23 protein-coding genes are annotated in these 25,428 nt (G+C 67.5%); 5 read left to right on the forward strand and 18 right to left on the reverse strand.

From position 1 onward, the window contains the following. The 5 genes from lpqB to QGN32_RS05555 form a co-directional block, all read right to left on the reverse strand. Entirely contained in the window at window positions 1-1,764 is a 1,764-nt protein-coding gene (lpqB, locus tag QGN32_RS05535) for an MtrAB system accessory lipoprotein LpqB (protein ID WP_326547639.1), read from the reverse strand. Beyond that, complete coding sequence (mtrB, locus tag QGN32_RS05540) at window positions 1,761-3,419, reverse strand: MtrAB system histidine kinase MtrB (RefSeq protein ID WP_326548944.1); 1,659 nt, start codon at window positions 3,417-3,419, stop codon at window positions 1,761-1,763. The genes lpqB and mtrB overlap by 4 nt, the downstream gene beginning before the upstream one ends. Window positions 3,420-3,485: 66 nt before the next feature. Then, window positions 3,486-4,172: a two-component system response regulator MtrA gene (mtrA, locus tag QGN32_RS05545; RefSeq protein ID WP_059099010.1), complete on the reverse strand. Its 687-nt coding sequence runs from the start codon at window positions 4,170-4,172 to the stop codon at window positions 3,486-3,488. Between the two features lie 71 nt (window positions 4,173-4,243). Continuing rightward, a complete protein-coding gene (locus tag QGN32_RS05550) occupies window positions 4,244-4,876 on the reverse strand; it encodes a dTMP kinase (protein WP_326547640.1) in 633 nt (210 codons plus the stop codon). Window positions 4,877-5,005: 129 nt separating this feature from the next. Next, the gene (locus QGN32_RS05555) at window positions 5,006-6,340 is read right to left on the reverse strand and encodes a DUF2254 domain-containing protein (RefSeq protein ID WP_326547641.1); all 1,335 of its coding nucleotides are present in this window, start codon (window positions 6,338-6,340) and stop codon (window positions 5,006-5,008) included. Between the two features lie 220 nt (window positions 6,341-6,560). Here QGN32_RS05555 and QGN32_RS05560 point away from each other — a divergent pair, with 220 nt between their 5' ends. Next, window positions 6,561-6,932: a heme-binding protein gene (locus QGN32_RS05560; protein ID WP_326547642.1), complete on the forward strand. Its 372-nt coding sequence runs from the start codon at window positions 6,561-6,563 to the stop codon at window positions 6,930-6,932. Window positions 6,933-6,953: 21 nt separating this feature from the next. On the opposite strand, the gene QGN32_RS05565 is transcribed toward QGN32_RS05560, so the two are convergent. Both QGN32_RS05565 and QGN32_RS05570 read right to left on the reverse strand, forming a co-directional pair. Then, window positions 6,954-9,200, reverse strand: coding sequence for a catalase (locus QGN32_RS05565; RefSeq protein ID WP_326547643.1), 2,247 nt, complete (start codon window positions 9,198-9,200; stop codon window positions 6,954-6,956). Window positions 9,201-9,324: 124 nt separating this feature from the next. Next, window positions 9,325-10,593, reverse strand: coding sequence for an amidohydrolase (locus tag QGN32_RS05570; protein WP_326547644.1), 1,269 nt, complete (start codon window positions 10,591-10,593; stop codon window positions 9,325-9,327). Between the two features lie 21 nt (window positions 10,594-10,614). Between QGN32_RS05570 and QGN32_RS05575 the strand changes: the two genes are divergently transcribed. Further along, on the forward strand, window positions 10,615-11,241 hold the full coding sequence (locus QGN32_RS05575) for a trimeric intracellular cation channel family protein (protein ID WP_326547645.1): 627 nt from the start codon (window positions 10,615-10,617) through the stop codon (window positions 11,239-11,241). A 12-nt stretch (window positions 11,242-11,253) separates the two neighbouring features. Here QGN32_RS05575 and QGN32_RS05580 read toward each other — a convergent pair whose 3' ends face one another. The 7 genes from QGN32_RS05580 to QGN32_RS05610 form a co-directional block, all read right to left on the reverse strand. Further along, window positions 11,254-12,564: a lipase family protein gene (locus QGN32_RS05580; protein WP_326547646.1), complete on the reverse strand. Its 1,311-nt coding sequence runs from the start codon at window positions 12,562-12,564 to the stop codon at window positions 11,254-11,256. A gap of 94 nt (window positions 12,565-12,658) precedes the next feature. Then, on the reverse strand, window positions 12,659-14,116 hold the full coding sequence (gene ahcY / locus QGN32_RS05585) for an adenosylhomocysteinase (protein WP_326547647.1): 1,458 nt from the start codon (window positions 14,114-14,116) through the stop codon (window positions 12,659-12,661). A 134-nt stretch (window positions 14,117-14,250) separates the two neighbouring features. Further along, window positions 14,251-14,886 carry a TetR family transcriptional regulator AlkX gene (gene alkX / locus QGN32_RS05590; RefSeq protein WP_326547648.1) on the reverse strand — a complete coding sequence of 212 codons (636 nt, stop codon included), beginning with the start codon at window positions 14,884-14,886 and terminating at the stop codon, window positions 14,251-14,253. A gap of 38 nt (window positions 14,887-14,924) precedes the next feature. Further along, on the reverse strand, window positions 14,925-15,107 hold the full coding sequence (locus tag QGN32_RS05595) for a rubredoxin (protein WP_326547649.1): 183 nt from the start codon (window positions 15,105-15,107) through the stop codon (window positions 14,925-14,927). Next, window positions 15,104-15,277, reverse strand: coding sequence for a rubredoxin (locus tag QGN32_RS05600; RefSeq protein ID WP_326547650.1), 174 nt, complete (start codon window positions 15,275-15,277; stop codon window positions 15,104-15,106). The genes QGN32_RS05595 and QGN32_RS05600 overlap by 4 nt, the downstream gene beginning before the upstream one ends. Then, window positions 15,274-16,494: an alkane 1-monooxygenase gene (locus QGN32_RS05605; protein ID WP_442791785.1), complete on the reverse strand. Its 1,221-nt coding sequence runs from the start codon at window positions 16,492-16,494 to the stop codon at window positions 15,274-15,276. Before QGN32_RS05605 ends, QGN32_RS05600 begins: the two co-directional genes overlap by 4 nt. 169 nt (window positions 16,495-16,663) lie before the next feature. Next, window positions 16,664-18,133, reverse strand: coding sequence for an amino acid permease (locus tag QGN32_RS05610; protein WP_326547651.1), 1,470 nt, complete (start codon window positions 18,131-18,133; stop codon window positions 16,664-16,666). A gap of 68 nt (window positions 18,134-18,201) precedes the next feature. Between QGN32_RS05610 and QGN32_RS05615 the strand changes: the two genes are divergently transcribed. Then, window positions 18,202-19,572, forward strand: coding sequence for an FAD-dependent oxidoreductase (locus QGN32_RS05615; protein WP_326547652.1), 1,371 nt, complete (start codon window positions 18,202-18,204; stop codon window positions 19,570-19,572). A gap of 39 nt (window positions 19,573-19,611) precedes the next feature. Beyond that, complete coding sequence (locus QGN32_RS05620; RefSeq protein WP_326547653.1) at window positions 19,612-20,568, forward strand: DUF808 domain-containing protein; 957 nt, start codon at window positions 19,612-19,614, stop codon at window positions 20,566-20,568. A gap of 10 nt (window positions 20,569-20,578) precedes the next feature. On the opposite strand, the gene manA is transcribed toward QGN32_RS05620, so the two are convergent. From manA to QGN32_RS05640, 4 genes are all read right to left on the reverse strand, one after another. Continuing rightward, window positions 20,579-21,805 carry a mannose-6-phosphate isomerase, class I gene (gene manA, locus QGN32_RS05625; protein ID WP_326547654.1) on the reverse strand — a complete coding sequence of 409 codons (1,227 nt, stop codon included), beginning with the start codon at window positions 21,803-21,805 and terminating at the stop codon, window positions 20,579-20,581. Between the two features lie 4 nt (window positions 21,806-21,809). Continuing rightward, window positions 21,810-22,919, reverse strand: coding sequence for a TobH protein (locus tag QGN32_RS05630; RefSeq protein WP_326547655.1), 1,110 nt, complete (start codon window positions 22,917-22,919; stop codon window positions 21,810-21,812). Then, the gene (locus tag QGN32_RS05635) at window positions 22,916-24,358 is read right to left on the reverse strand and encodes a phosphomannomutase/phosphoglucomutase (protein WP_326547656.1); all 1,443 of its coding nucleotides are present in this window, start codon (window positions 24,356-24,358) and stop codon (window positions 22,916-22,918) included. The genes QGN32_RS05630 and QGN32_RS05635 overlap by 4 nt, the downstream gene beginning before the upstream one ends. Before the next feature lie 70 nt (window positions 24,359-24,428). Further along, window positions 24,429-24,848, reverse strand: a complete 420-nt coding sequence (locus QGN32_RS05640; protein ID WP_326547657.1) for a DUF3499 domain-containing protein — start codon at window positions 24,846-24,848, stop codon at window positions 24,429-24,431. Window positions 24,849-25,005: 157 nt separating this feature from the next. Here QGN32_RS05640 and QGN32_RS05645 point away from each other — a divergent pair, with 157 nt between their 5' ends. Next, window positions 25,006-25,428 carry a metallopeptidase family protein gene (locus tag QGN32_RS05645; RefSeq protein ID WP_326548946.1) on the forward strand — a complete coding sequence of 141 codons (423 nt, stop codon included), beginning with the start codon at window positions 25,006-25,008 and terminating at the stop codon, window positions 25,426-25,428.

The raw sequence follows: 25,428 nt of genomic DNA on the forward strand, positions 1-25,428 counted from the left end.
TCAGCCGGGCAGCACGGGTTCGGCGCCGGGCACCATCAGCGGGCGCACCTCCGCCCACGCCGGGTCGTCCTCGGCGACCGATCCGGACAGTTGGACGATCCCGCGCGCGTCGGCCACGTACACGGTGGACGGGTTGGCCGCCACGGTGGTGACCGGCATCAGCAGGTTGCGGCTCGGCCCGTCGGAGTTGACGCCGTCGAGGTTGACATAGGAGACCGGGTGCTGCGGATCGGTCCGGCTGACCACGATGTCGTCGCCCGTGCGCCACGACAGTGACACCACCGTGTTGCGCAGACCGAAGCCCAGCCGTCGCGGATAGGTCAGCGCGTACCCCCCGCCCTCCGTCTGCTCGACACCGGCCAGGATCACCTGCCCGTCGACCACCATCGCCGCGCGGGTGCCGTCCCGGGACAACTGCAACTCGGTGATCACCCCGGGGAACTTGCTCGACACGGGGGTGGAGTCGACCGGTATCCGCGCCGGCTGACCCGAGGCGTCCTGAATGACGCGCACCACGTTGTTGCCGTCGATCACCACCCACACCGCGTTGTCGAGCGACCAGCTCGGGCGCGACAGGCTGCGCGCGTCCAAAACCTGTGAGGCGTCCCCGCCGAGTGCCCCCACCCACATCGACGACGCCGTGTCGGGTGCGCCCTGCCGCAGGGTGACGATCGACGCGACCTCCTGCCCGGAGCGCGACACCGCTGCGGCGGTCTGGTTCGGCATCTGCCCGAACGGGCCCGGAACCCGCGGCGCCCGCTGACCGTCGAGTGCGACGAGCGAGCCGCCCAACAGCGCGTGCAGGCCCGCGGCGACACCGGAGGCCGCGCCGGGGTCGGTGGCCGCCACGTCGGAGGTCTCCCACCCGTCGGCGAAGCGGTCGTCGAGGGCCGCGCCGTCGGCGTTGATCACATACGGCCCGTTGACACCCGCCCGCGACAGCGTCCAAATAAGCTGTGCGGCAAGCAATTGCCTGCTGTGCGGGTCGGTGGTCGACAAGTTGTCCAGATCGATCCTCGCCCCGCCATAGCCCCGACCGACACCCATCTTGCCGCCGTCGGCACGGGTTACCGGGCCCCGCAGTTTCAGCGGCGACTCGAGCAGGTTGCGGACCGTCTTGGCCATCTCCGGTCGTGGCCCGGCGATGAGCTTGCTCACCAGTTCGGTGGCCAACTGATCGGGATCGGACACCGCGACATAACGCGGGTCCGGCACGACCGTGGAACCGGTCGGGTCGACGAAGTACAGGGTGTTGCGCTTGTAGGTGGCCTGGAACTGTTGCCAGTCGAGGAAGACGCCGTTGGGCAATTTGTCGATGCGCCAGCCCTCGGAGGTCTTGACCAGTTCGATCGGTCCGGGGTCCGGCAGTGCACCTTCCCCCGTCTCGAACACGCCCATGTCCGACAGCGAGCCCAGGATGTCGGCGCGCATGTGCACCGAAACTCGTTCCGGGCCACGGGTTTCGACGAAGACCACGTTGTCGATCAGAAGCGCGCTGCCCGCGTCATCCCAAGACTGCGAAGCTGATTCGGTGAGGAACTGACGTGCGGCCAGATGCCTATTCGCCGGATCTGCTGTCGCCTTGAGGAATTCGCGCAGCAGGACGTCGGGGTCCATCCCCGGCGTCGGCTTGGGCAGGCTGGGCGGAGCGGGACGGTCGACGGTGCCGATGGCTTGCGGCGAGGACGAGCTCGGCACCCCCGCGCAGCCCGCGAGTACGAGCACCAGCGCCAACAACCAGCCGGCCGCCGGCACGCGGCTCACACGGACTCCTGCGCCGGTTCACGATCGCAGTTGCGTCGCGGCGGTACCTCGGGCTCAACGGGTTTCATCGGCAGCGGGCTAGTCGTCACCTTGTGCCCTCGAACCAGCGGCAGCGTGAGACGGAAACAGGCGCCCTTGCCGGGTTCGCCCCACGCTTCCAGCCTGCCCTGGTGCAATCGGGCGTCTTCGATGCTGATCGCCAGCCCGAGGCCGGTGCCGCCGGAACGCCGTACCCGTGACGGGTCCGAACGCCAGAACCGGCTGAACACCAGCTTCTCCTCGCCCGGCCGCAAACCGACGCCGTGATCACGGACGGTGACAGCGACGGTGTCATCGTCGGCTGCCATCCGGATGCGTACCGGCTTGCGCTCGGCGTGGTCGATGGCGTTGGCGATGAGGTTTCGCAGGATGCGCTCGACCCGCCGCGGATCGACCTCGGCAATGACCTCCTTGGTGGGCATGTCGACGATGAGCTTGACGTCGGCGTCCTGCGCGAGATGCCCGACATTGTCGAGCGCGCTGCGCACAGTCGAGCGCAGATCCAGCGACTCGACGGACAGCTCCGCGACGCCGGCGTCGTGGCGCGAGATTTCGAGCAGGTCGTTGAGCAGCGTCTCGAACCGGTCGAGTTCGCTGACCATCAGTTCGGTAGACCGGCGCAGCGCCGGATCGAGATCGTCAGCCGAATCGTGGATGTGGTCGTATATCAGGTCGGCGGCCATGCGCACCGTCGTCAGCGGGGTGCGCAGTTCGTGGCTGACGTCGGAGGTGAACCGGCGCTGCAGGTTGCCGAACTCCTCGAGCTGGGTGATCTGGCGGTGCAGGCTCTCGGCCATGTCGTTGAACGACACGGCGAGGCGGGCCATGTCGTCCTCGCCGCGCACCGGCATCCGCTCGGTGAGGTGTCCTTCGGCGAACCGCTCGGCGATCCGCGACGCCGAGCGCACCGGCAGCACGATCTGGCGCGCCACCAGCAGGGCGATCGCGGCGAGCAGACCGAGCAGCACCACGCCGCCGGTGGCCATCGTGCCGCGGACCAGCGCAACTGTGGACTCCTCGTTGTTCAGCGGGAAGATCAGGTACAGCTCGAGATTCGTCACCGGCGAGGACGTCGGGCTCCCGACGATCAGCGCGGGCCCGGAGAAGCCGTCGGTGTGCACTCCTGCGTACTGGTAGCTGACTTGACCGGCCTTGACGAACTCCCGCAGCGCGTCGGGCACCTGCTGGACCGGACCGGCCGCGGTCGCTGCGCGCGGCCCGTCTCCCGGCACCAGGAGAACCGCATCGAAAGTGCCCGCCAGGCCCGCTTCGGCGTCGGCGGCACGGTCGATCAACGTGTTGCGCGCCAACTGCAGGCTGCTGTCGAGCGAGCGGGTCTCCTCACCGCCGACGATGCCGCTGACCGTGGTGCGCGCCCGGTCGATCTCCTCCGTGGCCGCGCGCAACTTGACCTCGAGGATGCGGTCGGTGATCTGGCTGGTCAGCACGAAACCGAGCACCAGGATGACGGCAAGCGACAAGCCCAGCGTCAACGAGACGACGCGCAACTGCAGCGAGCGTCTCCAGGCGAGGCTCACCGCTCGTCCCAACGCGCCCAGCCCGCGCACCAGTGGTGCCGATCGCCGGTGGATGCGCCGCCTCGAACTGAAGATCAAGGCCACCGCCGGATCACGGCGACCGCCGGGCGGTCGATGTCAGGATCACGGCGCAGCCGTGCCGGCTCACGGCGGTCCGGCCTTGTATCCCACTCCTCGAACAGTCAGCACCACCTGCGGGTTCTCCGGGTCCTTCTCGACCTTGGCCCGCAAACGTTGGACATGCACGTTCACCAAACGGGTGTCGGCGGGGTGCCGGTACCCCCACACCTGTTCGAGCAGCACATCTCGAGTAAACACCTGGCGTGGTTTACGCGCCAACGCCACCAACAGGTCGAATTCGAGCGGCGTCAGGGAGATCTGTTCGCCCTGCCGGGTGACCTTGTGCGCAGGCACGTCGATGTCGACGTCGCCGATCGACAGCATCTCGGCCGGCTCGTCCTCGTTGCGCCGCAGCCTGGCCCGAACTCGCGCCACGAGTTCTTTGGGCTTGAACGGCTTCATCACGTAGTCGTCGGCGCCGGACTCCAGGCCCAACACCACGTCGACGGTGTCGGTCTTGGCGGTCAGCATGACGATCGGCACGCCGGAGTCCGCGCGCAGTACCCGACAGACGTCGATGCCGTTCATGCCGGGCAGCATCAGGTCGAGCAGCACCAGGTCGGGCCGCAGCTCGCGGACCGCGGTGAGCGCTTGGGTGCCATCACCGATGACCGCGGTGTCGAAACCTTCCCCCCGCAGCACGATGGTGAGCATCTCCGCGAGCGACGGGTCATCGTCGACAACCAGAATCCTTTGCCTCATGGAGTCCATGGTGTCACCGAATTGCGATAAACCCCGGCTACCACACGGCGCGTTTCGCGTGTTGACCGGCGAACCGGGCCCTATCGGGCGGTCAGTTCCCCGGCGAGCGCCACGGCATTGACGTCGGGCCCGGCGACCGTCCAGCGTCCGCACCAGTGCGCGGCGGCCAGCGCGGCATAGACATCTGAGGTGCGCTGCTGCAGCCCGCCGTCGCGTTCGTAGGCGTCTTTGACACGGTCCACCTCGGTGCTGGCGCGGTGCTCGGCGCGCTGAGCCGCCAGTTCGGTCGGGACCGCCAGCAGCACCTGGGCGTCCGGCTTCGGCAGCGCGAGCCGCTCGTATTCGAGGGCGCGGACCCATTCGACGACCTCGCCGTCGACGCCCTGATGCAGGCGCGCAGCGCTGTAGGCGGCGTTGGATCCGACGTAGCGGTCGAGGATGACGACGTCGTACGTGTTCTGCAGGCGCTCGATCTCGGCTCTGGCATGCGCGCGGTCGAGCGCGAACAGCACCGCCATCGCGTAGACCGAATCCGCCAGGTCGCCGTGGGATCCGTGCAGCGCCTCGGCGGCCATATCGGCCTCGACGGACTGGCCGTAGCGCGGGAACGCCAGGCTCGTCGTCGTCCGGCCCGCGGCCTCGAACGCGGTTCGCAGCCCGTTGGTCAGTGTGCGTTTACCCGCGCCGTCGACCCCCTCGATCACGATGAGCACGCGACGAGGGTAGCGCGGGCCACGAGGACTCAGATGTCTCGAGCGCCACCGCGCCTGTTTCGGCGAATCTGAAGACATGCGCGAGATTCTGGACGAAAGTCGCGTAGAAGCTCAGTTTCGAAGCTGCGGTCAGAGCTCGTGTTCTGCCGGATCGATGTCGTTCGAGATCGCCTGCAGCCGTTCCAGATCGGCCGGGTGAATGTCGTCGCGCGCGGCCATCTCGTCCGTCAGCAGCCGAAGCTGCTCCCGCAGCGCAGGCACGTACTGCTCGCAGCCCACCGTCCGGGCATGCTCGATCAGCATCCGCAGAACGCGCGCCAGCGCGGTGACCACGTGCGGCTGGCTCGCCGAACTCTGGCGGATCTGTTCGAAGGCGTGCGCAATGTACTCCTCGTGGGACAGGTCCCAGGGCCGCAGCAGCACCTTGTCGCCGGCGCCGCGCACCGCCGGCGGTGGGGTGTCCGCCATCAGCAGTTCGCGCATCAGACTGCCGAGGCGCAGCACCACGTCGGTCGCGGTCGTCGGGTCGTTGATGGCGGGGCTGAGCGCGCGCAGGGCGATGTCCACGAGTTGACGGATGCCGAAGTCGACGTCCTGCTGCATCGTCCGGATGTCGGCGATCTCGACCGTCGACCTCAGCTTTCGTTCGACGCGTTCGGGGTCGGAGGGCACCGGCCACAAGGTCATCAGCACCTCGCCGCGGTGGATGTAGGCCCCGGTGCGGGTCTCCAACCGCACGGTCGTCGACGGCGGTACCGCGGCCAAGATGTAGCGGCTGGCCGCCTGGGTGACCCATCCGTTGGTGTGCGCGCGCACCGTCAGGTGGCGGTCCGGTTCGGCGGTCGGCTCGTCGCGCGCCGGCGTCTCCGTGCGGGCCTCCCTGGCCTGCTCGTCGATGACCGCGTCGGCCTCCGCAGCGATCGTGCGCACCACCTCGCCGACCTGTAACCCGTAGGCCAGCCGGTTCAGGTAGGCGATGATCAGCAGCACGGTCGCGACCGCCAGCACGACCGCCGCCGTCATCGATACCCGCGGCGCGTTCGAGTTGGGTTCGCCGCTGATATGACGCAGTGTCAGCACGCAGAACACGAACGTGGCCACCAGTAGGCCGATGACGAACTGACTGAACCTGTCCCTGATGAACGACCGCATCACCCGTGGCGAGAACTGGCTGCTGGCCAGTTGCAGGCTCACCACCGTCAAGGAGAACACCACCCCGGCGGTCGTGATCGTCGCGCCCGCGACGGTGCTCAGCAGCCAGATCGCAGCATTGCTGTTCATCTCCAATGTCAACGGAAGCGAGTTCTCGACGCCGACCACATCGTCGAGATAGGCCGTCACCTCGGCCAACACGATGCCGCCGACCAGCACGAGAGCCGGCAGCGCGAACAGGCTCTCGCGGAAGTTGTAGAGGGCGGTGGAGATTCGCATTGCCGAAGGTGTGGCGGTGTGGCGCATCGCCATGACTTCTCCTGGGTTCCGACACATTGGCTTCCGCTGTGGGATACCCAGCGGCGTCACGGTGTACCCGACCCCTTCGGCACCGGCGCGCCGGCGCGCGGACAGCCTGCAGATTCGCTGCCGATTGACTGGCAAGGCCCTTGGGCGGCGGGCAGCCGACCAGCGGCACGCACAGACTGGCAGATAACAGATAACCGCAGTCCCAATCCGAGGAGATCTTCCGATGTCGCGTCTCCGCACGCTGCAATGGACGGCCAGCATCGCAGGCACCGGCGCACTGTTCGGCGCCGCACTGTTCGGTGTCACGGGATCAGCGCAGGCAACGCCGGATTCGGGTATGAACGCCCCCGGCTGCACCGCCGCAGATCTCGAGGGGGTCCGGGCCGGCGTGGACGCGTCGACGTCGGCTTATCTGTTCATTCACCCCGACCTCAACGGCTTCCTCCACACCATGCAGGGCAAGACCCGTGAGCAGGTAGCCGACCAGATGAAGGGGTACATGGCAGGCCATCCGCAGGAGAACGCCGAGATGGCCGGAATCCGGCAGCCACTGGTCGACCTCAAGAACCATTGCGGCGCGATGGTCAATCCCTGACCCCACCGGCCGGTACCGAAACTAGGCGAGGAGGACGCGATTCCACACCCGGTGCTCACCGAGACTGTCGATGAGCGCCTCGGCGAGTTGGGCTGGATCTGAGCCCGTGAGAACGCCTTCCCCCTCGGCGGAGACACCCGCCGTGGCGAGCAGACCCTCCCCCTGCGGCAGCACGCCGATGGCCTTGAGGTGCCGGAACGCCTCGTCGACCATGATCCTGGCCCCGGTGTCGGGCGGTGAGCCCGCGAGGACCAGGGCGTCGAACTCCACCGATCGTCCCGTGCCATAGGTGCGCGAAATCGGAAGGGCCGCATTGCCGTTGGGGAGCATGCCGCCATGCGAGGCGGTTACCAACGGAACCAGGTCCGCGGCGGCGATCGCGGCGACGAGCGCTGCGACCTCGCCCGGCTCGGAGTCGGCGCCCGTGAGAATGCCGACCTTGCGTCCCTCGACCGGCCAACGCCCGCCGATCTGCGAGAGCGCCGGGCTGAGCTCCGGACTGGTGGGCGCCACGCTGGGCGCGGGCGGTTCAAGTCCCAGGCCGGCCGCGACCGTGGCGCACAGTTCCGCATCGACGTTCGCGAGCACCGCGACGGCCCGCTCCTTGATCGCCTGTTCGTAGCACTTGCCGAGTTCGAAAATGAACGCATCGGCGACATGCGCCTGCTCCACCGGTTGCAGGCTGCGGTAGAACAACGTCGCCTGCGTGAAGTGGTCATCGAAGCTGGCAGGCGCGGCACGGCGTTTCGTCGAAGCCGGCAGCGCGGCGGGAATCTCGATGTACGCGCCGGTTTCGGCGGCGGCGAGGAACGGGCAGCCGCCGTCCAGTGAGTTGGGACGGTACGGCGCCGCCCCTGGATGAACGCCGTGCTGGTGGTATCCGTCGCGCAGCATGTCGTTGACCGGCGCGTGCGGGCGGTTGATCGGGATCTGCGCGAAGTTCGGTCCGCCCAGCCTCGTCAGTTGCGTGTCGAGGTAGGAGAACAGCCGCGCCTGTAGGAGCGGGTCGTCGGTGACGTCGATACCGGGGACCAGATGACCGGGATGGAAGGCCACCTGTTCCGTCTCGGCGAAGAAGTTCGTCGGATTGCCGTTGAGTTGCATCGTGCCGATGGGCTGAACCGGGGCCAGCTCCTCGGGCACGATCTTGGTCGGGTCGAGCAGATCGATGCCTTCGAAGGTCTGTTCCGGCGTATCCGGCATCACCTGCACTCCGAGTTCCCACTCCGGGTAGGCGCCCGCCTCGATCGCGTCGGCGAGGTCGCGGCGATGGAAGTCGGGATCGACCCCGCCGGCCAACTGCGCCTCCTCCCAGACCAGCGAGTGCACACCCTGACGCGGCTTCCAGTGGAACTTCACCAACGATGTGGAACCGTCTGGGGCTTCCAGCCGGAAGGTGTTGACGCCGAAGCCCTCCATCATCCGGTACGACCGCGGTATCCCCCGGTCGGACATGTTCCAGATCGTGTGCGCGGTCGCCTCTGTATGCAGTGACAGGAAGTCCCAGAACGTGTCGTGCGCAGTCTGGGCCTGCGGGATCTCGCGGTCGGGGTGCGGCTTGGCCGCGTGTACGACGTCGGGGAACTTGATGCCGTCCTGGATGAAGAAGACCGGGATGTTGTTGCCCACGAGGTCGAAGGTGCCCTCGTCGGTGTAGAACTTGGTGGCGAACCCGCGGGTGTCGCGGGCCGTGTCGAGCGATCCGCGATTGCCGATCACGGTCGAGAACCGGACGAAAACCTTCGTCTCGACGCCGGATTTCAGGAACCCGGCCTTGCAGATCTTCTCGGCTGCGCCGTTCCCGCGGAACACGCCGTGCGCGCCCGCACCGCGCGCATGCACCACGCGCTCGGGGATCCGCTCGTGGTCGAAGTGCATCACCTTCTCGCGCAGGTGATGGTCCTGCAGCAGCGTCGGTCCGCGTTCGCCCGCCTTGAGCGAGTGATCCGTCTCGTACAGCCGGGCACCCTGCGCGGTCGTGAGGTACTCGCCCTGTTGTCCACGCGCGGTCGGCGGGCCCTCGACGGGAGTACCTGTCGCAGTGCGCAATTCGGGGGCCGTCTGATCCGGCTTGGGCGGCAGCGGCTCCCGTGGTGTGGTCGGCTCGTCGAACTGCGGCGGCTGCGGACCCGGCGCGCCCGGTACGTAGGCGCCGGCACCCTTACCAGTAGCGGCCTCCAAGACTTCCTTGGTCTTGTCCTTGACCTCTTCGACGACGTCCTCGACGGCGCCCTTGATGGCGTCCTTCGGCCCTTGATTTTTCGCCATGGATTCCTCCCGACTGTTTTCCGCGTGAACCGGGGTCGGTCTATCGCGCACCAGTGCTCCCCGCTGAGCGCGTTTTCCCGCGACAACCGGAACTAAACCTCGATGCCGCCGGTATCCCGGAAATTCACTCGGGCGCCAGCCACGCCAGCGCGGCCACGACAAGCGCCTGAGTCCCCGTATCCAGCGTGGGCTGAATAACCGGGGCGAACGTCGGCGAATGGTTGACCGGGATCTCCTGATCGATCCGGCCGCGCTTCGCCGCCTCCTGGTAGGCCGCCGGTTCGATGCCGCCGAGACCCCAGTACGTGTAGGGCACACCGAGTGCCGCCGGGATCTCGCTGAAGTCCTCGCTGGCGGTCTGCTGCGGCATGGGCTGGCAGCGGTCTCCGAAAAACGTTGTGAACGCGTCGCTTACCCGCTCCGTGGTGGCGGTGTCGTTGTCCGTCAACGGAAATCGGTCGAAAATATCGAACTCGGGCTCGCGGGGCGAGTCCGACGCCTCGCATTCGGCGGTCACGATGCGCCGGATCGCGTCCAGCATCGCGGTGCGGGTCTGCTCGCTGTAGGTCCGGATGTTCAGTTGCAGCACAGCACGATCCGGAATCACGTTACTCTTGCTGCCGGCTTGGATGCTGCCGACGGTGAGCACGGCAGAATCGCCCGGGGCGACTTCCCGCGACACGATCGTCTGCAGCCGGACGACGATCATCGCCGCCAACACCACCGGGTCGACGGCGGCCTGCGGCATGGAACCGTGTGCACCGCGGCCGTAGACGGTGACGCGCATGCTGTCGGCCGCCGACAGCAGCGGACCGGCAGCGGTGCCGACCCGGCCCGCCGGTGCGGGCAGGACGTGCTGGGCAAGGGCGACATCGACCCCCGGAATCAATTCCGCCAATCCATCGTCCACCATGGCTCGTGCGCCGTCGGAGGTCTCCTCGGCGGGTTGGAACAGCGCGACGACCGTGCCGCCCCAATGGTCGGTGCCTTCGGCGAGGAGTTCGGCCGCCCCGAGCAGGGCGGCCACGTGGACGTCGTGTCCGCAGGCGTGCATGACCGGAACCTCGTTGCCGTCGGCGTCGGTGGCCCGCACGGTGCTGGCATAGTCCAAACCGGTGGCCTCCTCGACCGGCAAGGCGTCCATGTCCGCGCGCAGCAGCACCGCGGGACCCACCCCGTTGCGCAGCACTCCGACGACACCGGTCCCGCCGATGCCGTCGTGCACCTCGTAGCCGAACTCGCGAAGCCGTTCGGCGACCTTGCGAGCCGTGTCGACCTCCCGGTGCGACAACTCCGGATGCCGGTGCAGGTCGCGGTAGAAGTCCTGCTGCCAGTCCCGCACGTGTGCCAGCCCGTCGAGCACTGCGTCCGCAGCTGCCCTGGAATGCCTCACCGGGCGGGTATACCTCGACCCATGTCCTCCGAAACGCCGTTGCTGTTGGTGCTCGATCTCATCGGCACCTTCGCCTTCGCGCTCAACGGTGCGTTGACCGCGGTGCGCGCCGAGCGACTCGACATCTTCGGGGTCACCGCACTCGGCATGTTCACCGCGCTGGGCGGCGGGACGATCCGCGACGTCTTCCTCGACGCTCTGCCGCCGGCGACGTTCGTCGACTGGCGCTACCTGACCGTGGCGGTGGCGGGCGGCCTGATCGCGTTCGCGCTCAGCCGGCGGCTGGACCGGCTCACGATGCCCATCACCGTGCTCGACGCCGTCGGATTGAGCGTGTTCGCGGTCCTGGCCGCCTACAAGGCGCTGAATCTGGGCTTCGGTATGCCGCAGGCGCTGATCGTGGGCACCGTCACCGCGGTCGGCGGTGGAACCATCCGGGACATGATGATCGGGCAGATCCCCACCGTGCTCCGCAGCGAGCTCTACGCGATTCCGGCGTTGATCGGCGCCGGCTGCGCCGCGGTCACGTACCGCCTGGGGGTGCACGGCACTGCCGCGGCGTTGGGATGTGCAGCCGTGTGCTTCGTGATCCGGATGATCGGGGTCCGCTTCGACCTCAACGCGCCGCGGCCGCCCGGGCCCCGCTGATCGCTCCTCTGTTCAGAAACGGCCGCAATTGGGAGTCGTCGGCACACCTTTGAACCGGTCGGCGATCCACTGCATGGCCGGCTCGCCGTCGACCAGCATGGGCAGCCCGTGGTTGACCATCGCCTTGTTCAGGAAAGGCGGTTGCTCGTTGGTGCGCGCCTCGACGTCGGCGTCCTGGGCGCACCAGTCGCGGCCCATCTGCATCGCCGGCGCCCACGGAACAAGTGGGTCGAACCGGTTCGAGTTGATCAGCACCGGCGCATTGGGTTTCATGCGTCCGAGCTTCTGCTCGTCGAACAGCGACTTGAACGGCTCCTGCTCGACCAGCGCGAAGATGTCCTGATTGAAGTAGGGCTGGAGGTGGCGGAACATGAACTTCGTCAGTGTCTCGGCGACGCACTGGTCCTGCACCTTGAAGAGCATGTCGGCACCGCGCGGGGTCAACGTCGCCCGGATCGCCGCCTCGTGTTCGGGGTAGGCCGCCATCACCCCGTTCAGCGCATAACCGACGGCTCCGATGAGCATGCTGCCGTCGATGAACGGAAACAGCGCCTTGAGGTCCGCGGGCGGCGCACCGGCGTAGCTGCCGACCACGTGGAGCTCGGGCGCGTACGACTCGGCCATCTCCGCCGCGGAGGCCGCCGCGCCCCCGCCCTGCGAGTAACCCCAGAACGCCAGCGGCCCGGCCGGGTCCAGCGAGGTACCGGGCAGATTCTTGGCCGCCCGCGCCGCGTCGAGCATCGCGTGGCCCTGCGACACGCGGTTCGCGTAGGTGTGCAGTCCGGGTGTGCCGAGGCCCTCGTAGTCGGTCATCACGATCGCGAAGCCGCGCGCCACCATCGTCGCGACGAACAGCTCCTCGTAGTTGAACGCCAGGTCGAGGTACGGCGACCAGTGGATGCCCTGGTTGAACTGCCGCGACGGCGCGCACTGGTCGCCCTGCCCCTGAGTGCCGGGGCCATAGACGATCAGCGGCCGCGGCCCGCCGAACGGCCATGGCGCGTGCGGTTCGAAGTAGGTGCCGGTGACGACGTCCGGGTTGCCGCGAGCGTCGGTGCTGCGGTACATGATTCGCGTGCCGTCGGCCATGATCATGCCGAGCTCACCGGACGGTTCGAGTACCAGCCGGGACGGCTCGGTGCGAACCAGGTCGCCCGGTTTGCCCGGCGGCAGCGGATCGGGCGGGGTGTAGAACGCCTGGTACTCGTCCTCGTTGAAGATCGGGTTGTGGGCGTCGATGGTCGGGTCGTCGGCCGTCGCCCTCGGGATCCCCAGACTTCCGATCAACAGCAGCGCAACGAGAACCCCCACGACCCGATCCACGCGGCGGAGGTTACCGCACCGCGCCGAAACTGCGGGCAGATCGCATGCTTCGCAGAAAACGCGATCTCACCGCAGTCTCGACTGGTAGCAGCGGTCAGTAGCGGTAGTGCTCGGGCTTGTACGGGCCCTCGACGTCGACGCCGATGTACTCGGCCTGCTCCTTGGTCAGGCGAGTGAGAGCGCCACCCAGGGCCTCGACGTGGATGCGCGCTACCTTCTCGTCGAGGTGCTTGGCCAGCCGGTACACCTCGTTGTCGTACTCGTCGTTCTTGGTCCACAGCTCGATCTGGGCGATGACCTGGTTGCTGAAGCTGTTGCTCATCACGAACGACGGGTGACCGGTCGCGTTGCCCAGGTTCAGCAGGCGGCCCTCCGACAGCACGATGATCGACTTGCCGCTCTCGAAGACCCACTGGTCGACCTGCGGCTTGATGTTGAGCCGGGTGGCATCGGAGCGCTCCAGGGCGGCCATGTCGATCTCGTTGTCGAAGTGGCCGATGTTGCCGAGGATGGCCTGGTCTTTCATCGCCTTCATGTGGTCGAGGGTGATGATGTCCTTGTTGCCGGTCGACGTGATGACGATGTCGGCCTCGCCGATCGCCTGGTCGACGGTCACGACGTCGAAGCCGTCCATCAGCGCCTGCAGCGCGTTGATCGGGTCGATCTCGGTGACCGCGACGCGCGCGCCCTGGCCCGCCAGCGACTCCGCGCAGCCCTTGCCCACGTCGCCGTAGCCACAGATCAGCACCTTCTTGCCGCCGATCAGCACGTCGGTGCCGCGGTTGATGCCGTCGATCAGCGAGTGCCGGGTCCCGTACTTGTTGTCGAACTTGGACTTGGTGACCGAGTCGTTGACGTTGATGGCCGGGAACGCCAGCTCGCCGGCGGCGGCGAACTGGTACAGGCGCAGCACGCCCGTCGTGGTCTCCTCGGTGACACCCTTGACCGACTCGGCAATCTTCGTCCACTTGCTCTTGTCGGTTTCGAAGCGCTCCCGCAGCACACCCAGGAACACCTTCCACTCCGCCGAATCGTCGTCCTCGGCGGGCGGCACCACACCGGCCTTCTCGTACTGCGCGCCGCGCAACACCATCATCGTGGCGTCACCACCGTCGTCGAGGATCATGTTCGCCGGCTGGCCCGCCCAGGTGAGCATCTGCTCGGCGGCCCACCAGTACTCCTCGAGGGTCTCGCCCTTCCACGCGAACACCGGCGTGCCCTTGGGCTCCTCGGGAGTTCCGTTGGGTCCGACGACGACGGCCGCGGCGGCGTGGTCCTGGGTGGAGAAGATGTTGCATGAGGCCCAGCGCACTTCGGCGCCCAGCGCGGTCAGCGTTTCGATCAGCACCGCGGTCTGCACGGTCATGTGCAGCGAGCCCGAGATCCGCGCCCCCTTGAGCGGCTGGACCTCGGCGTATTCGTGGCGCAGCGCCATCAGGCCGGGCATCTCATGCTCGGCGAGGCGGATCTCCTTGCGTCCGAATTCGGCCAGCGTCAGGTCGGCGACCTTGTAGTCGAGACCGTTGCGGACATCGGCGGTCAGAGCAGTCATACAGAGCCCCTTTTCGTTCGTCTTTGGCTTGGAGCGCACGGCAGCGCACACCGCCACGGCCGTGCGAGACCCCTAGCCTGCGGGCTCGCGGGACAGGCGCCCGTGCGGTTTGGACAGCGGTGGCGCTCTGACAGCTAAGGGGTATCGAGAACACCGTAGCGTTCGGCAAACGGCGTCATCAATCTGGCCAGGTCGCGCGCCACCGTGTCGGTGGTCAGATGGTCGGCTTCGGGCGGCATCGACACGTAGCTCATGGCGAGCCGGACGATGGCCCTGGCCAGCACTCCGGCGTCCTCTTCGCTGGCATGTACCCAGCTGTCGATGAAGGTGGACGTCAGCCGCTCGCTGCACCGTGTCAGGATCGGTCCGCTGTCGGTGGTGATGAGTTGCAGCAGGTCGGGTTTTGCCTCACCGGTCAGCAACGAGATCACCAGCGGATCGGCGGCGGACTCGGTGAAGAAGTCCCGGAACCCCTGAAGGAACGCGGCGTAGACGTCACCGACGTTGCCTTCGATCGCGTCGTGGATCTGGTCGACGAGCCGGTCGGCGAGCCGTAGCGCGTACGCCTGCGCCAGGCCCTGCCGCGAGCCGAACTCGTTGTAGATGGTCTGCCTGCTGATGCCGGCGCCCTTGGCGACGTGCGCCAGCGTGATCGACGACCAGTCGCGGGTCATCAACAGGTCCCGCATACCGTCCAAGATGGAGTCGCGCAGCAGCACCCTCGACGCCTCCGCGTAGGGAATGCGCTGCCCGCGGTCACGCGTCCTCACACGCGCGACACTAGTCTTTCCCGTCGCCCAAGCCGTCGTCACGAACGCGCGACCGCGACCATCTCGAAGTCCGACTTGGCCGCCCCGCAATTCGGGCAGGTCCAGTCGTCGGGAATGTCGTCCCAGCGCGTGCCGGGGGCGATGCCGTCCTCCGGCCAGCCCTTGGCCTCGTCGTACTCGAAGCCGCACACCTGGCACTCGTAGAGCTTGTAGTCGCTCACTTCGTTGCTCCCATCTGTTCGAAGTCGAACTTCTCGCGTACTGCACAGTCCGGGCAGCACCAGTCGTCGGGGATGTCGCTCCACGGGGTGCCGGCTGGAAAGCCTTCCCGCGGAGCGCCGTTGCGTTCGTCGTAGACGTAGTCACAGCCCGGGCAGCGGTAGGCGGTCATGCCGGAACTCCGTACTTCGCCACCACCTTGTCGCGCACGCGGGGGTGCACGTTGACCCGGCCGATGTCGCCGTCGTAGTGCTCGAGCACGCGGTGGTCCATCACGCGGCGCCACACCGGCGGAAAGTACGTCAGCGCGATCATCGACGCATAGCCGCTCGGCAGGTTCGGCGCGCCCGCCATGCTGCGCAGCGTCTGATAGCGCCGGGTCGGGTTGGCGTGGTGGTCGCTGTGCCGCTGCAGGTGATACAGGAACAGGTTGGTCACGATGTGATCGGAGTTCCAGCTATGCGCGGGCGCGCAACGCTCGTAGCGACCGCTCTGGGTCTTCTGCCGCAACAGGCCGTAGTGCTCGAGGTAGTTGACCGTCTCGAGCAGCGTGAAGCCGAAGACCGCCGAGATGACGATGTAGGGGATCAAGGACCAGCCGAACACCGCGATCAGCACGCCGTAGAAGACCACCGACATCGCCCAAGCATTGAGCACGTCGTTCGACCAGTGCCACTTGCCCTTTCCGGCGCGCTCGAGCCTCCTGCCCTCAAGTTCCCAGGCAGACTTCAGCGAACCGAAGACGCTGCGTGGCAGGAACTCCCAGAAGGTTTCACCGAAGCGGGCCGAGGCGGGATCCTCGGGGGTGGCGACGCGGACGTGGTGACCGCGGTTGTGCTCGATATAGAAGTGGCCGTAGCAGGTCTGCGCCAGCGTGATCTTGGCCAGCCACCGCTCCAACGAGTCCTTCTTGTGCCCCATCTCGTGGGCGGTGTTGATACCCACCCCGCCCAGCAGACCGACCGACAATGCGAGGCCGATCTTGGCGGGCCAGCCCAGCCCGCCGTCGAAGCCGAGCCAGCTCAGGTCGGATGCGGTGAACAGGTAGGCGCCGACAATGACGCTCGCGTACTGGAACGGGATATAGATGTAGGTGCAGTAGCGGTAGTACTTGTCGTTCTCCAACCGCTCCATCACTTCGTCGGGCGGGTTCTGTCCGTCCGGCCCGAATTTCAGGTCCAACGCGGGCAGCAGGATGTACAGCAGGATCGGGCCGATCCAGAACGGCACCTGCGCCGCGGCGTGCCAGCCCCACTGGTTGAAAGCCCAGACCAGCGGCAGCACCACGAACAGCGCCGTCGGCGCGATCAAGCCCATCAGCCAGAGATAGCGCTTCTTGTCGCGCCATTGAGCCACTTCGACGTCTGACATCTGTGTGGTCACTGCCATGCCTCCTGTGAGTGCCGTCACGACTTCGCTTGACTATAACGGGATATTTGTCGGCTGTCTAGACACGAACATCCCTTTTGTAAACCGCGCTGGCGCGTGCCTTCGGCGCGAGCGCTCACTTACGTACGGTTTTCGGCCCGCAATCTGTACCGGGTTGAGCGCTCGCGCCCTAAGTCATCGAAATCGCCGAGGATTCCCGGCAGCCGAGCACGGAGTGGCGGCGACCGTATGCGAAGTAGAGGACGACGCCGATTGCCATCCACGCGAGGAACCGGATCCACGTCAGCGCGGTGAGGTTCAGCATCAGCCACACGCACGCCACGATCGACGCGACGGGCAGCCACGGCACCCCCGGTACCCGGAAGCCGCGTTTCAGATCGGGCCGAATGCGTCGCAGCACGATCACGCCGGCCGACACCAGCACGAACGCGAACAGCGTCCCGATGTTGACCATCTCCTCGAGCTTGTCGATCGGGAACACCGATGCCGTGATCGCCACCAGAACACCGACGATCAACGTGATGCGCACCGGAGTGCCACGACCACCGGTCCTGGCCAGCGGGCGGGGCAGCAGCCCGTCGCGGGACATCGCGAAGAACACGCGCGTCTGTCCGAGCATCAGCACGATCACCACGGTGGTGAGGCCCGCCAGTGCGCCGATCGAGATGACCTTCGCCGCCCAGTCGATTCCGTTCGCGCTGAATGCCGTCGCGAGGTTGGCCTTCTCGCCCGCATCGCGCAGCACGGTGTAGTGCACCATGCCGGTCAACACGACAGACACCGCGACGTAGAGCACCGTGACGATGGCGAGGGTGGACAGGATGCCGCGGGGCACATCCCGCTGAGGGTTCTTGGTCTCCTCCGCGGTGGTGGCCACGACGTCGAACCCGATGAACGCGAAGAACACGATCGAGGCGCCGGCGAGCAGGCCGTACCAGCCGTAGCTACTGCCCTCGGCGCCGGTGAGAAGCGAGAGCAGCGATTGATCGGTGCCGCTTCCGCCTTCGCCGGCTTCGGCGGGCGGCAGGAACGGCGAATAATTCGCCGCCTTGATGTAGAACGCGCCGACGGCGACCACCAGCAACACCACTGCCACCTTGATCACGGTGATCGCCAGGCTGACCCCGGCGGAGAGCTTGGTGCCCCAGGCCAGGATGACGGTGACGAACGCGATGATCAGCAGTGCGCCCCAATCCAGTTGCAGTGCACCGAGATCCGCTGTTCCGCCGCCGAACTCGAACACCTCGCCCAGGTAGCTGGACCAGCCCTTGGCGACCACCGCGGCCGCGACGGCGAACTCGAGGATCAGGTCCCACCCGATGATCCATGCGACGAACTCGCCGAACGTCGCGTAGGAGAACGTGTAGGCGCTGCCCGCGACCGGCACCGTGGAGGCGAACTCAGCGTAGCAGAGCGCCGCCAGACCGCAGGCGATGGCGGCGAGCACGAACGAGATCGAGATCGCCGGCCCGGTGAGGTTGCCCGCGGTCGAGGCGGTGATGGTGAAGATGCCCGCGCCGATCACGATGGAAACGCCGAATACGGTGAGGTCCCACCAGTTCAGGTCTTTGCGCAACCGGCTCTCGGGGGCATCGGTGTCGGCGATCGACTGCTCCACCGACTTCGTCCGCCGAGCCATTGCGCGACCTCCTGTTGAAGGGCTGTACCACGCCCTGGAAACGAAATGTACCGAGTACTGTGCACCCGATGGGGTGGAGTTATAAACACGTGGCCGTCGTCGGGGGCAGCCTGGCGGGCATGTGTGCGGCCCGGGTGCTTTCCGACGTCAGCGAACGGGTCACCGTCTACGAGCGCGACGATCTGCCCGACCATCCGGCGAACCGCGCCGCGGTGCCGCAGGGCCGCCACGTTCATCTGCTGATGGCGCGGGGCGCCGAAGAGTTCGAAAGCCACTTCCCCGGTCTGCTCGCCGACATGGTTGCCGACGGTGTCCCGGTGCTGGAGAACCGGCCGGACTGCATCCATTTCGGCGCCGCCGGGCACGTACTGGGCACGGCGCACCGGTTGCAGAACGAGTTCACCGCCTACGTGCCCAGCCGCCCACAGCTGGAATGGCAGATTCGCAAGCGTGTGAGCGACATCGGCAACGTGGACCTCGTCCAGGCGGTGATCACCGAACCGGCCTACGACCCGGCGGGGCAACGGGTGACCGGTGTGGTGCTCGATTCGGATCGGATCGTTGACGCCGATCTCGTCGTCGACGCCACCGGCCGCGGCACCCGCCTGCCGGTGTGGCTCCAGAAGTGGGGTTACGAGCGTCCGGCCGAGGAAACCGTCGACGTCGGCATCGCCTACGCCAGCCACCAGTTTCACGTTCCCGAGGGCCTGCTCGCCGAGAAGGTTGTGGTGGCGGGCGCTTCGCGGGCACAGCCGCTCGGCATCGGCATGCTGTTCTATGAGGACGGCAACTGGAACGTCACGACCTTCGGCGTCGGCAAGGTCGAACCGCCGCAGACCGTCGCGCAAATCCTCGACCTCGCCGACGAGATCTTGCCCGCCCACGTCTCCGCCGCGCTGCGGCAGGCCACGCCGCTCGGCGAGATGGCGTTCCACAGATACCCGACGAGTCGCTGGCGGCGCTACCACGATCTCGAGCACTTTCCCGCCGGCATCTTTCCGTTCGGTGACGCCGTCGTCAGCTTCAACCCGACATTCGGTCAGGGCATGACGATGACGGCGATCCAGGCCGGCAACCTGCGCACCGTGCTGGAATCCGGCGACCCCGACGTCGCGGAGCGACTCGCGCAGGCGACGGCGAAGACGACGTGGCCGGTCTGGGTGATGACGGCCATCGGCGACCTGACGCTGCACCATGCGACCGGGGAGTCGAAGTGGTGGTACAAGCCGGTGGGCGGGCTGTTCGACCAGTTCCTCGGCGCGGCGGAGACGGATCCCGTTCTGGCCGAATGGTTTCTGCGCCGGTTCAGCCTTCTCGACAGCCTCTACATGGTGCCGTCGCCGCGACTGGTCGGCCGCACCATCCGGCACAACATGCGGCTGTGGTTGGCCGAGAGACGGGCGGCCAGACAGCCGGTTACGGCGCCGCAATCGGCGTGAGACCCGGGCCGGTAATTTGGTAGCCATGACGAGGACGCGATGAGCGCGGGTCTGTTCGGGCTTCTCGACGACGTCGCGGTACTGGCGCGGATGGCGGCCGCTTCGGTCGACGACATCGGTGCGGCCACGGGGCGGGCGACCGCCAAAGCGGCGGGCGTGGTCGTCGACGACACCGCGGTGACCCCGCAGTACGTCCACGGGCTCGCGGCCGAGCGCGAGTTGCCGATCATCAAGCGCATCGCGATCGGGTCACTGCGCAACAAGCTGGTCTTCATCCTGCCGGCGGCGCTGCTGCTCAGCCAGTTCATACCGTGGTTGCTGACGCCGCTGCTGATGCTCGGCGCGACCTACCTGAGCTACGAGGGCGCCGAGAAGGTCGTGGCGAGATTTCGTAGAAATGCGAGCCACCACCACCCCGCACCCGTCGCCGGGTCGGGTGAGGACGCCGAGAAGTTCATGGTCACCGGAGCCGTCCGCACCGATTTCATCCTGTCGGCCGAGATCATGGTGATCGCGCTGAACGAGGTGGCCGACCAGTCGTTCTGGCCGCGGCTGATCATCCTCGTCATCGTGGCGGTCGTGATCACGATCGCGGTGTACGGCGTCGTCGCCGGCATCGTGAAGATGGACGACATCGGGCTCGGCCTCGCGCAACGTAGTTCGAGGTTCGCACAGAAGATCGGCCGCGGCCTGGTGGCCGGGATGCCGAAGCTGCTTACGGCGCTCTCCACGGTCGGCACGGTCGCGATGCTGTGGGTCGGCGGCCACATCCTGCTCGTCGGAAGCAACGAGCTGGGCTGGCACCTGCCGTACAGCCTGGTCCACCACCTCGAGGAACTCGTTTACCATGCCGTCGGCGGTATCGGCGGTGTGCTGGCGTGGCTGGTCAACACCGCCGCGTCGGCGCTCATCGGTCTGGTGGTCGGCGCGATCGTCCTCGCGGCGATCCACGTGCTGCCGTTCGGCCGCCGCGCCAAGAAGCACGCGGCCCACTGACCGGTGGGCTTCAGATACCGACCGTGACCCGAAACAGCGTCGTCGGCTGCGTCGCCGCGAGGCGGATCGGACCCTCGTCGGCCGACACCCACGCCGCCGACCCGCGATCCAGCGTCACCGACCCGCCTTTGGCGTGCACGACGGTCGAGCCTTCGGTGCACAGCAGTATCTGCGGGCCGTCGTGCCGCGTGGGCGCGTCGATCTCGTGCCCGATCCGGTCGCCGTCGATGTGCAGCACCGAGACCGAGAACTCCTGCGCCGGTGTGTGGTACACCGACTCGATGCTGTCCTCGACGTGCTCGGGCCGGACCACCACGTCCTCCGCGGGCGTGAAGTCGAGCACACGCAACAACTCCGGCACATCGACGTGCTTGGGGGTGAGCCCGCCACGTAATACGTTGTCGGAGTTGGCCATTACTTCCACCCCCACACCGCTGAGATAGGTGTGCAGGTTGCCTGCCGACAGGTAGATACCTTCGCCGGGGCTCAGGGTGATGCGGTTGAGCAGCAGCGAAGCCAGTACACCAGCATCGCCGGGATACCGTTCGCCGAGCTCCAACACGGTCTTGGCTTCGGCCGCGAATTCGCTTCTACCCGAACAAACATAGTGGATCGCCCCGTCGATCACCGCCGGCACCACTACGTCGAGGTCGGGTTGCGGCGCGGTGATCCAGGTGGTGAACAGCGCACGCAGCCCGTCGCCGTCGGGTTGCCCGGAGAGCAAGTTGACGAACGGGTCGAGATCGCTGACCGCGAGCGCACGCATCAACTCGATGGTCCGGGCGACGGGCCGGAAGCCGGCTAACGCCTCGAAAGTACTCAACGCGACGATCAATTCAGGCTTGTGACTGGGATCGCGGTAGTTGCGGTTCGGCGCCGACACCGGGATGCCCAGCCTGTTCTCCCGGTCGAAACCCTCGATCGCCTGCTCGGCGCTGGGGTGCGCCTGCAGGGACAGCGGCTCGTCGGCGGCCAGGACCTTGACCAGAAACGGCAGCATGTCATCGAAGCGCCCACAGACCGTCGATCCCAACTGCCCCTCGGGATCGTCTCGCAGCGCGTCGAGCAGCGAGCGTTCCCCATCCTCGCACTCGAGCGTGGCGGGGTCGCCGGGATGCGCACCGAACCACAGCTCCGCTTCGGGATGTGGTGTCGGACTTGGCCTTCCGGTGAACTCGGCAATGTCCGTGCGCGAACCCCAGGCGTAGGTCCGCACCGCTCCGCGTAGCAAGTGCACTTGGCTAACCTCGAACTAGTTTCAGATATACGGCGGTCATCTCGAGGCGGAGCGCCAGCATGGCCAACTGTTGTTCCAGGCGTCCCGCCGACGCCGGCGCATCGGGCACCGCCGCCGCCTCCGGCAGTTCCGGCACGTCCTGGGCACTGATCACGTCGACGTCGTCCATGCCCGCGGCTCGGGCGACGACGAACGGCCGCTCCGCATCGGTGGTCAGCACGAACGTCTGCACCCGCCGGGGAAGTGGACCGTCGAGCTGTTCGTCATGGAAGATCGACCGCTCCCGGTCGGCCGCCGACGCGCCACCCATGCCGTCGCGCAGCGCCACCAGCGCATCGGCGAAGCCGACCGCGGCGACCACCTGGCGGGCTGTACGCAACAGTACCGCCGCACAGTGCCGAGCCAGCGTGAGCGTCGCCGCGCTGTCACCGGCCAGCACGACCTCGCGGCCGGACATCTGCTCGGCCAGCGCCTTGGCCGGATTGGTGAACAGCTCCCGGCCCGCGCTGTTGCGAAGTGCCTCGGCGTCGAGTTCGTCGGCCAGAGCCGCGAGGTCGACGTGCACGGCCGGATCGACGACCTTCAGCGTCGCCAGACCGGCGGCGAGGTAGCGCACGAAGCCGAACTCGTCGGGCACCTGCATTCGGGGCGGCAGCACCGCGGCCCTCCCGGCCGCGACGTCGCGCAGCGGGCCCTCGTAGGGGGCGGCGACGACCACCCGCGCGCCGCGACGCACCCCGGCGGCGGCGGCGTTCACCAGGGCCGGATCACCCGGGTCGTCACCCGCGACGATCAGCACGTCCAGCGGCCCGATCCACGGCGGCGCCTCGGGCGCGAGGACGACGGGTGCGGCCACCGAGGCGCCCCAGGCCGAGGCGAGCAGCGCTCCGGCCGTCTCCGCACTGCCGCGGCCGGCAACCCAGATCAGCGTCCGGGGTACTCCGTCGGCCCGCAACGATTCGAGGTCGCCCTCGTCGAGCGCGGCGGCGGTGGCGCGCACCTGGGCACCGGCCATCGCGGCGGCGCGGAGCAGGCCATCGCGGTCGGCGGTCTGCAAACCGTCGACGTCGTCGAGGTTCACGACCGCAGCCGAGGACGGCGGGACCGCGCTCATGTAGCCGCCTCGGCGCCGGCGGTGATCTGGGAGGCGACCTCTGCGACGATCTCGTCGACCTCCTCGGTGCTGCGGGCTTCGACGTTGAGCCGCAGCAACGGTTCGGTGTTGGACATCCGCAGGTTGAACCAGACGCCGTCGCCCAGGTCGACGGTGACACCGTCGAGGTGGTCGATCGAGTGGATCCGGGCGCCGAATGCCTTGAGCACGTCGTCCACACACTTCTCGGCGTCGGTGACCGTGAAGTTGATCTCCCCGGATGCCTCGTAGCGCTGATAGTCGGCCATCATCTCCGACAGCGGCCGGTGTTGTTCGCCGAGCGCGGCCAGCACGTGCAGCGCGGCCAGCAGGCCGGAGTCCGCGCCCCAGAAGTCACGGAAGTAATAGTGCGCCGAGTGTTCGCCGCCGAAGATCGCACCGGTATCGGCCATCAGCGCCTTGATATAGGAATGCCCGACGCGGCTGCGTACCGGCGTACCGCCCCGTTCGGTCACCAGTTCCGGCACTGCCCGTGAGGTGATCAGGTTGTAGATAACCGTGGCGCCGATCTCCCTACCGAGTTCCCGCGCGGCGACCAACGCGGTCACCGCTGACGGCGAAACCGGATGCCCCTTCTCGTCGACGACGAAACACCGGTCGGCGTCACCGTCGAAGGCCAGCCCGATATCGGCGCCGGCGTGCACAACATGGGCCTGCAGGTCGGTCAGGTTGGCCGGGTCCAGCGGGTTGGCCTCGTGGTTGGGGAACGTGCCGTCGAGTTCGAAGTACAGCGGCGACAGGGTGACCGCGGAGATCGGACCCAGCACCGCGGGGGTGGTGTGGCCGGCCATGCCGTTGCCCGCATCGACGGCGACCTTCAACGGCCGCAGGTCCGCCAGGCTCACCAGCGAGCGAAGGAACTCGCCGTACTCGGTGAGCACATCGCGGTCGCTGATCGTGCCGCGCGCACCGTCGTGGCCGGGGACCCCGGCGATGACCTCGTCGGCGATGGCGGACAGGCCGGTGTCCTTGCCGACCGGTTTGGCACCGGCCCGGCACAGCTTGATGCCGTTGTAGGCCGCCGGGTTGTGGCTCGCGGTGAACATCGCACCGGGACAGTCCAGAAACCCGGACGCGAAGTACAGCTGGTCGGTCGAGGCGAGCCCGATCCGCACCACGTCGAGGCCCTGCGCGGTCACCCCTTCGGCGAAGGCCGCCGCCAGCACCGGCGAACTGGCCCGCATGTCGTAACCGATCACGACCTGCGAGGCGCTGGGCCGCACGAGGCGGGCGAAGGCACCTCCGACGTCGGCGACGAACCGCTCGTCGAGTTCCTCTCCGACCAGCCCGCGCACGTCATAGGCCTTGATGACGCGATGAACCGCCGCAGCGGGCCGGGACTGCGATGTGGGGGCACCTCCCGCCCGAAGGGTAGGGGGACGCTCGCGCGAAGAGCGCACGGAAAGGACTCCTTGTGACACGGACTACTTGTGGCGCCAGCCTAGCCGTCCCGATTGACGTGCACTCGGACTAGTCGGTGGGGTCGGGCAGCACCCGCAGATGACCCCGACGACGACCGTTGGACTCCGGCCGCCTGGCCGGCGGCGCCATCAGCGACCCCCCGTGCGCGCCGGTGACGGGATCGGAGAAACCGGTCGCCATCCTGTTGATCGGCGGCGGGGCGTCATATCCTTCGCGAACCGCGTCCGCTAGCGCGACGAGATCGTCGTCGTCGGGATACGCGGGCAACGGCCCCGCGTGCCGAACCAGTTCCCAGCCGCGAGGTGCCGTCACGCGACCGGCGTGCACCACACACAGGTCCCACGAGTGCGGTTCGGCGACAGTGGCCAGCGGGCCGACGACCGCCGTCGAGTCGGCGTAGACGAATGTCAGCGTCGCGACCGCATAGTGCGGACACCCGGGCCGGCAACAGCGACGGGGAACGTTCACAGCGGAAGGCTATCGTGGCCGCACTCCGCGCGCCGCCGGACACGCGCAGCCTGCCGACGGCCGATCTCGAACCGTTACGATCGCTTTCATCGCGCACGAGAGGAGCATCGAAGCGGTGGCCAAGCGTGGACACCTGCGCGCACGCCGGGGCCGCGAGATGCGCGGGCCGTTACTTCCCCCCACGGTCCCGGGTTGGCGCAGTCGCGCCGAGCGGTTCGACATGGCGGTGCTCGAGGCATACGAGCCGATCGAGCGGCGCTGGCAGGACCGGCTCACGGCGCTGGATGTGGCCGTCGACGAGATACCCCGCATCGCCCCGAAGGATCCCCACAGCGTGCAGTGGCCGCCGGAGGTGATCGCCGACGGGCCGATCGTGCTGGCCCGGCTGATCCCGGCTGGTGTCGACGTCAGGGGCAACGCCACCCGGGCGCGAATTGTTCTGTTTCGCAAGCCAATCGAGCGACGGGCGAAGGACACCATCGAACTCGAGGAACTGCTGCATGAAATCCTGGTGGCTCAGGTCGCCACGTACCTGGGCGTCGAGCCTTCGGTCATCGACCCGACGATCGACGACGACTGA

The organism is Mycolicibacterium sp. ND9-15 (genome assembly GCF_035918395.1).
GTDB lineage: Bacteria > Actinomycetota > Actinomycetes > Mycobacteriales > Mycobacteriaceae > Mycobacterium.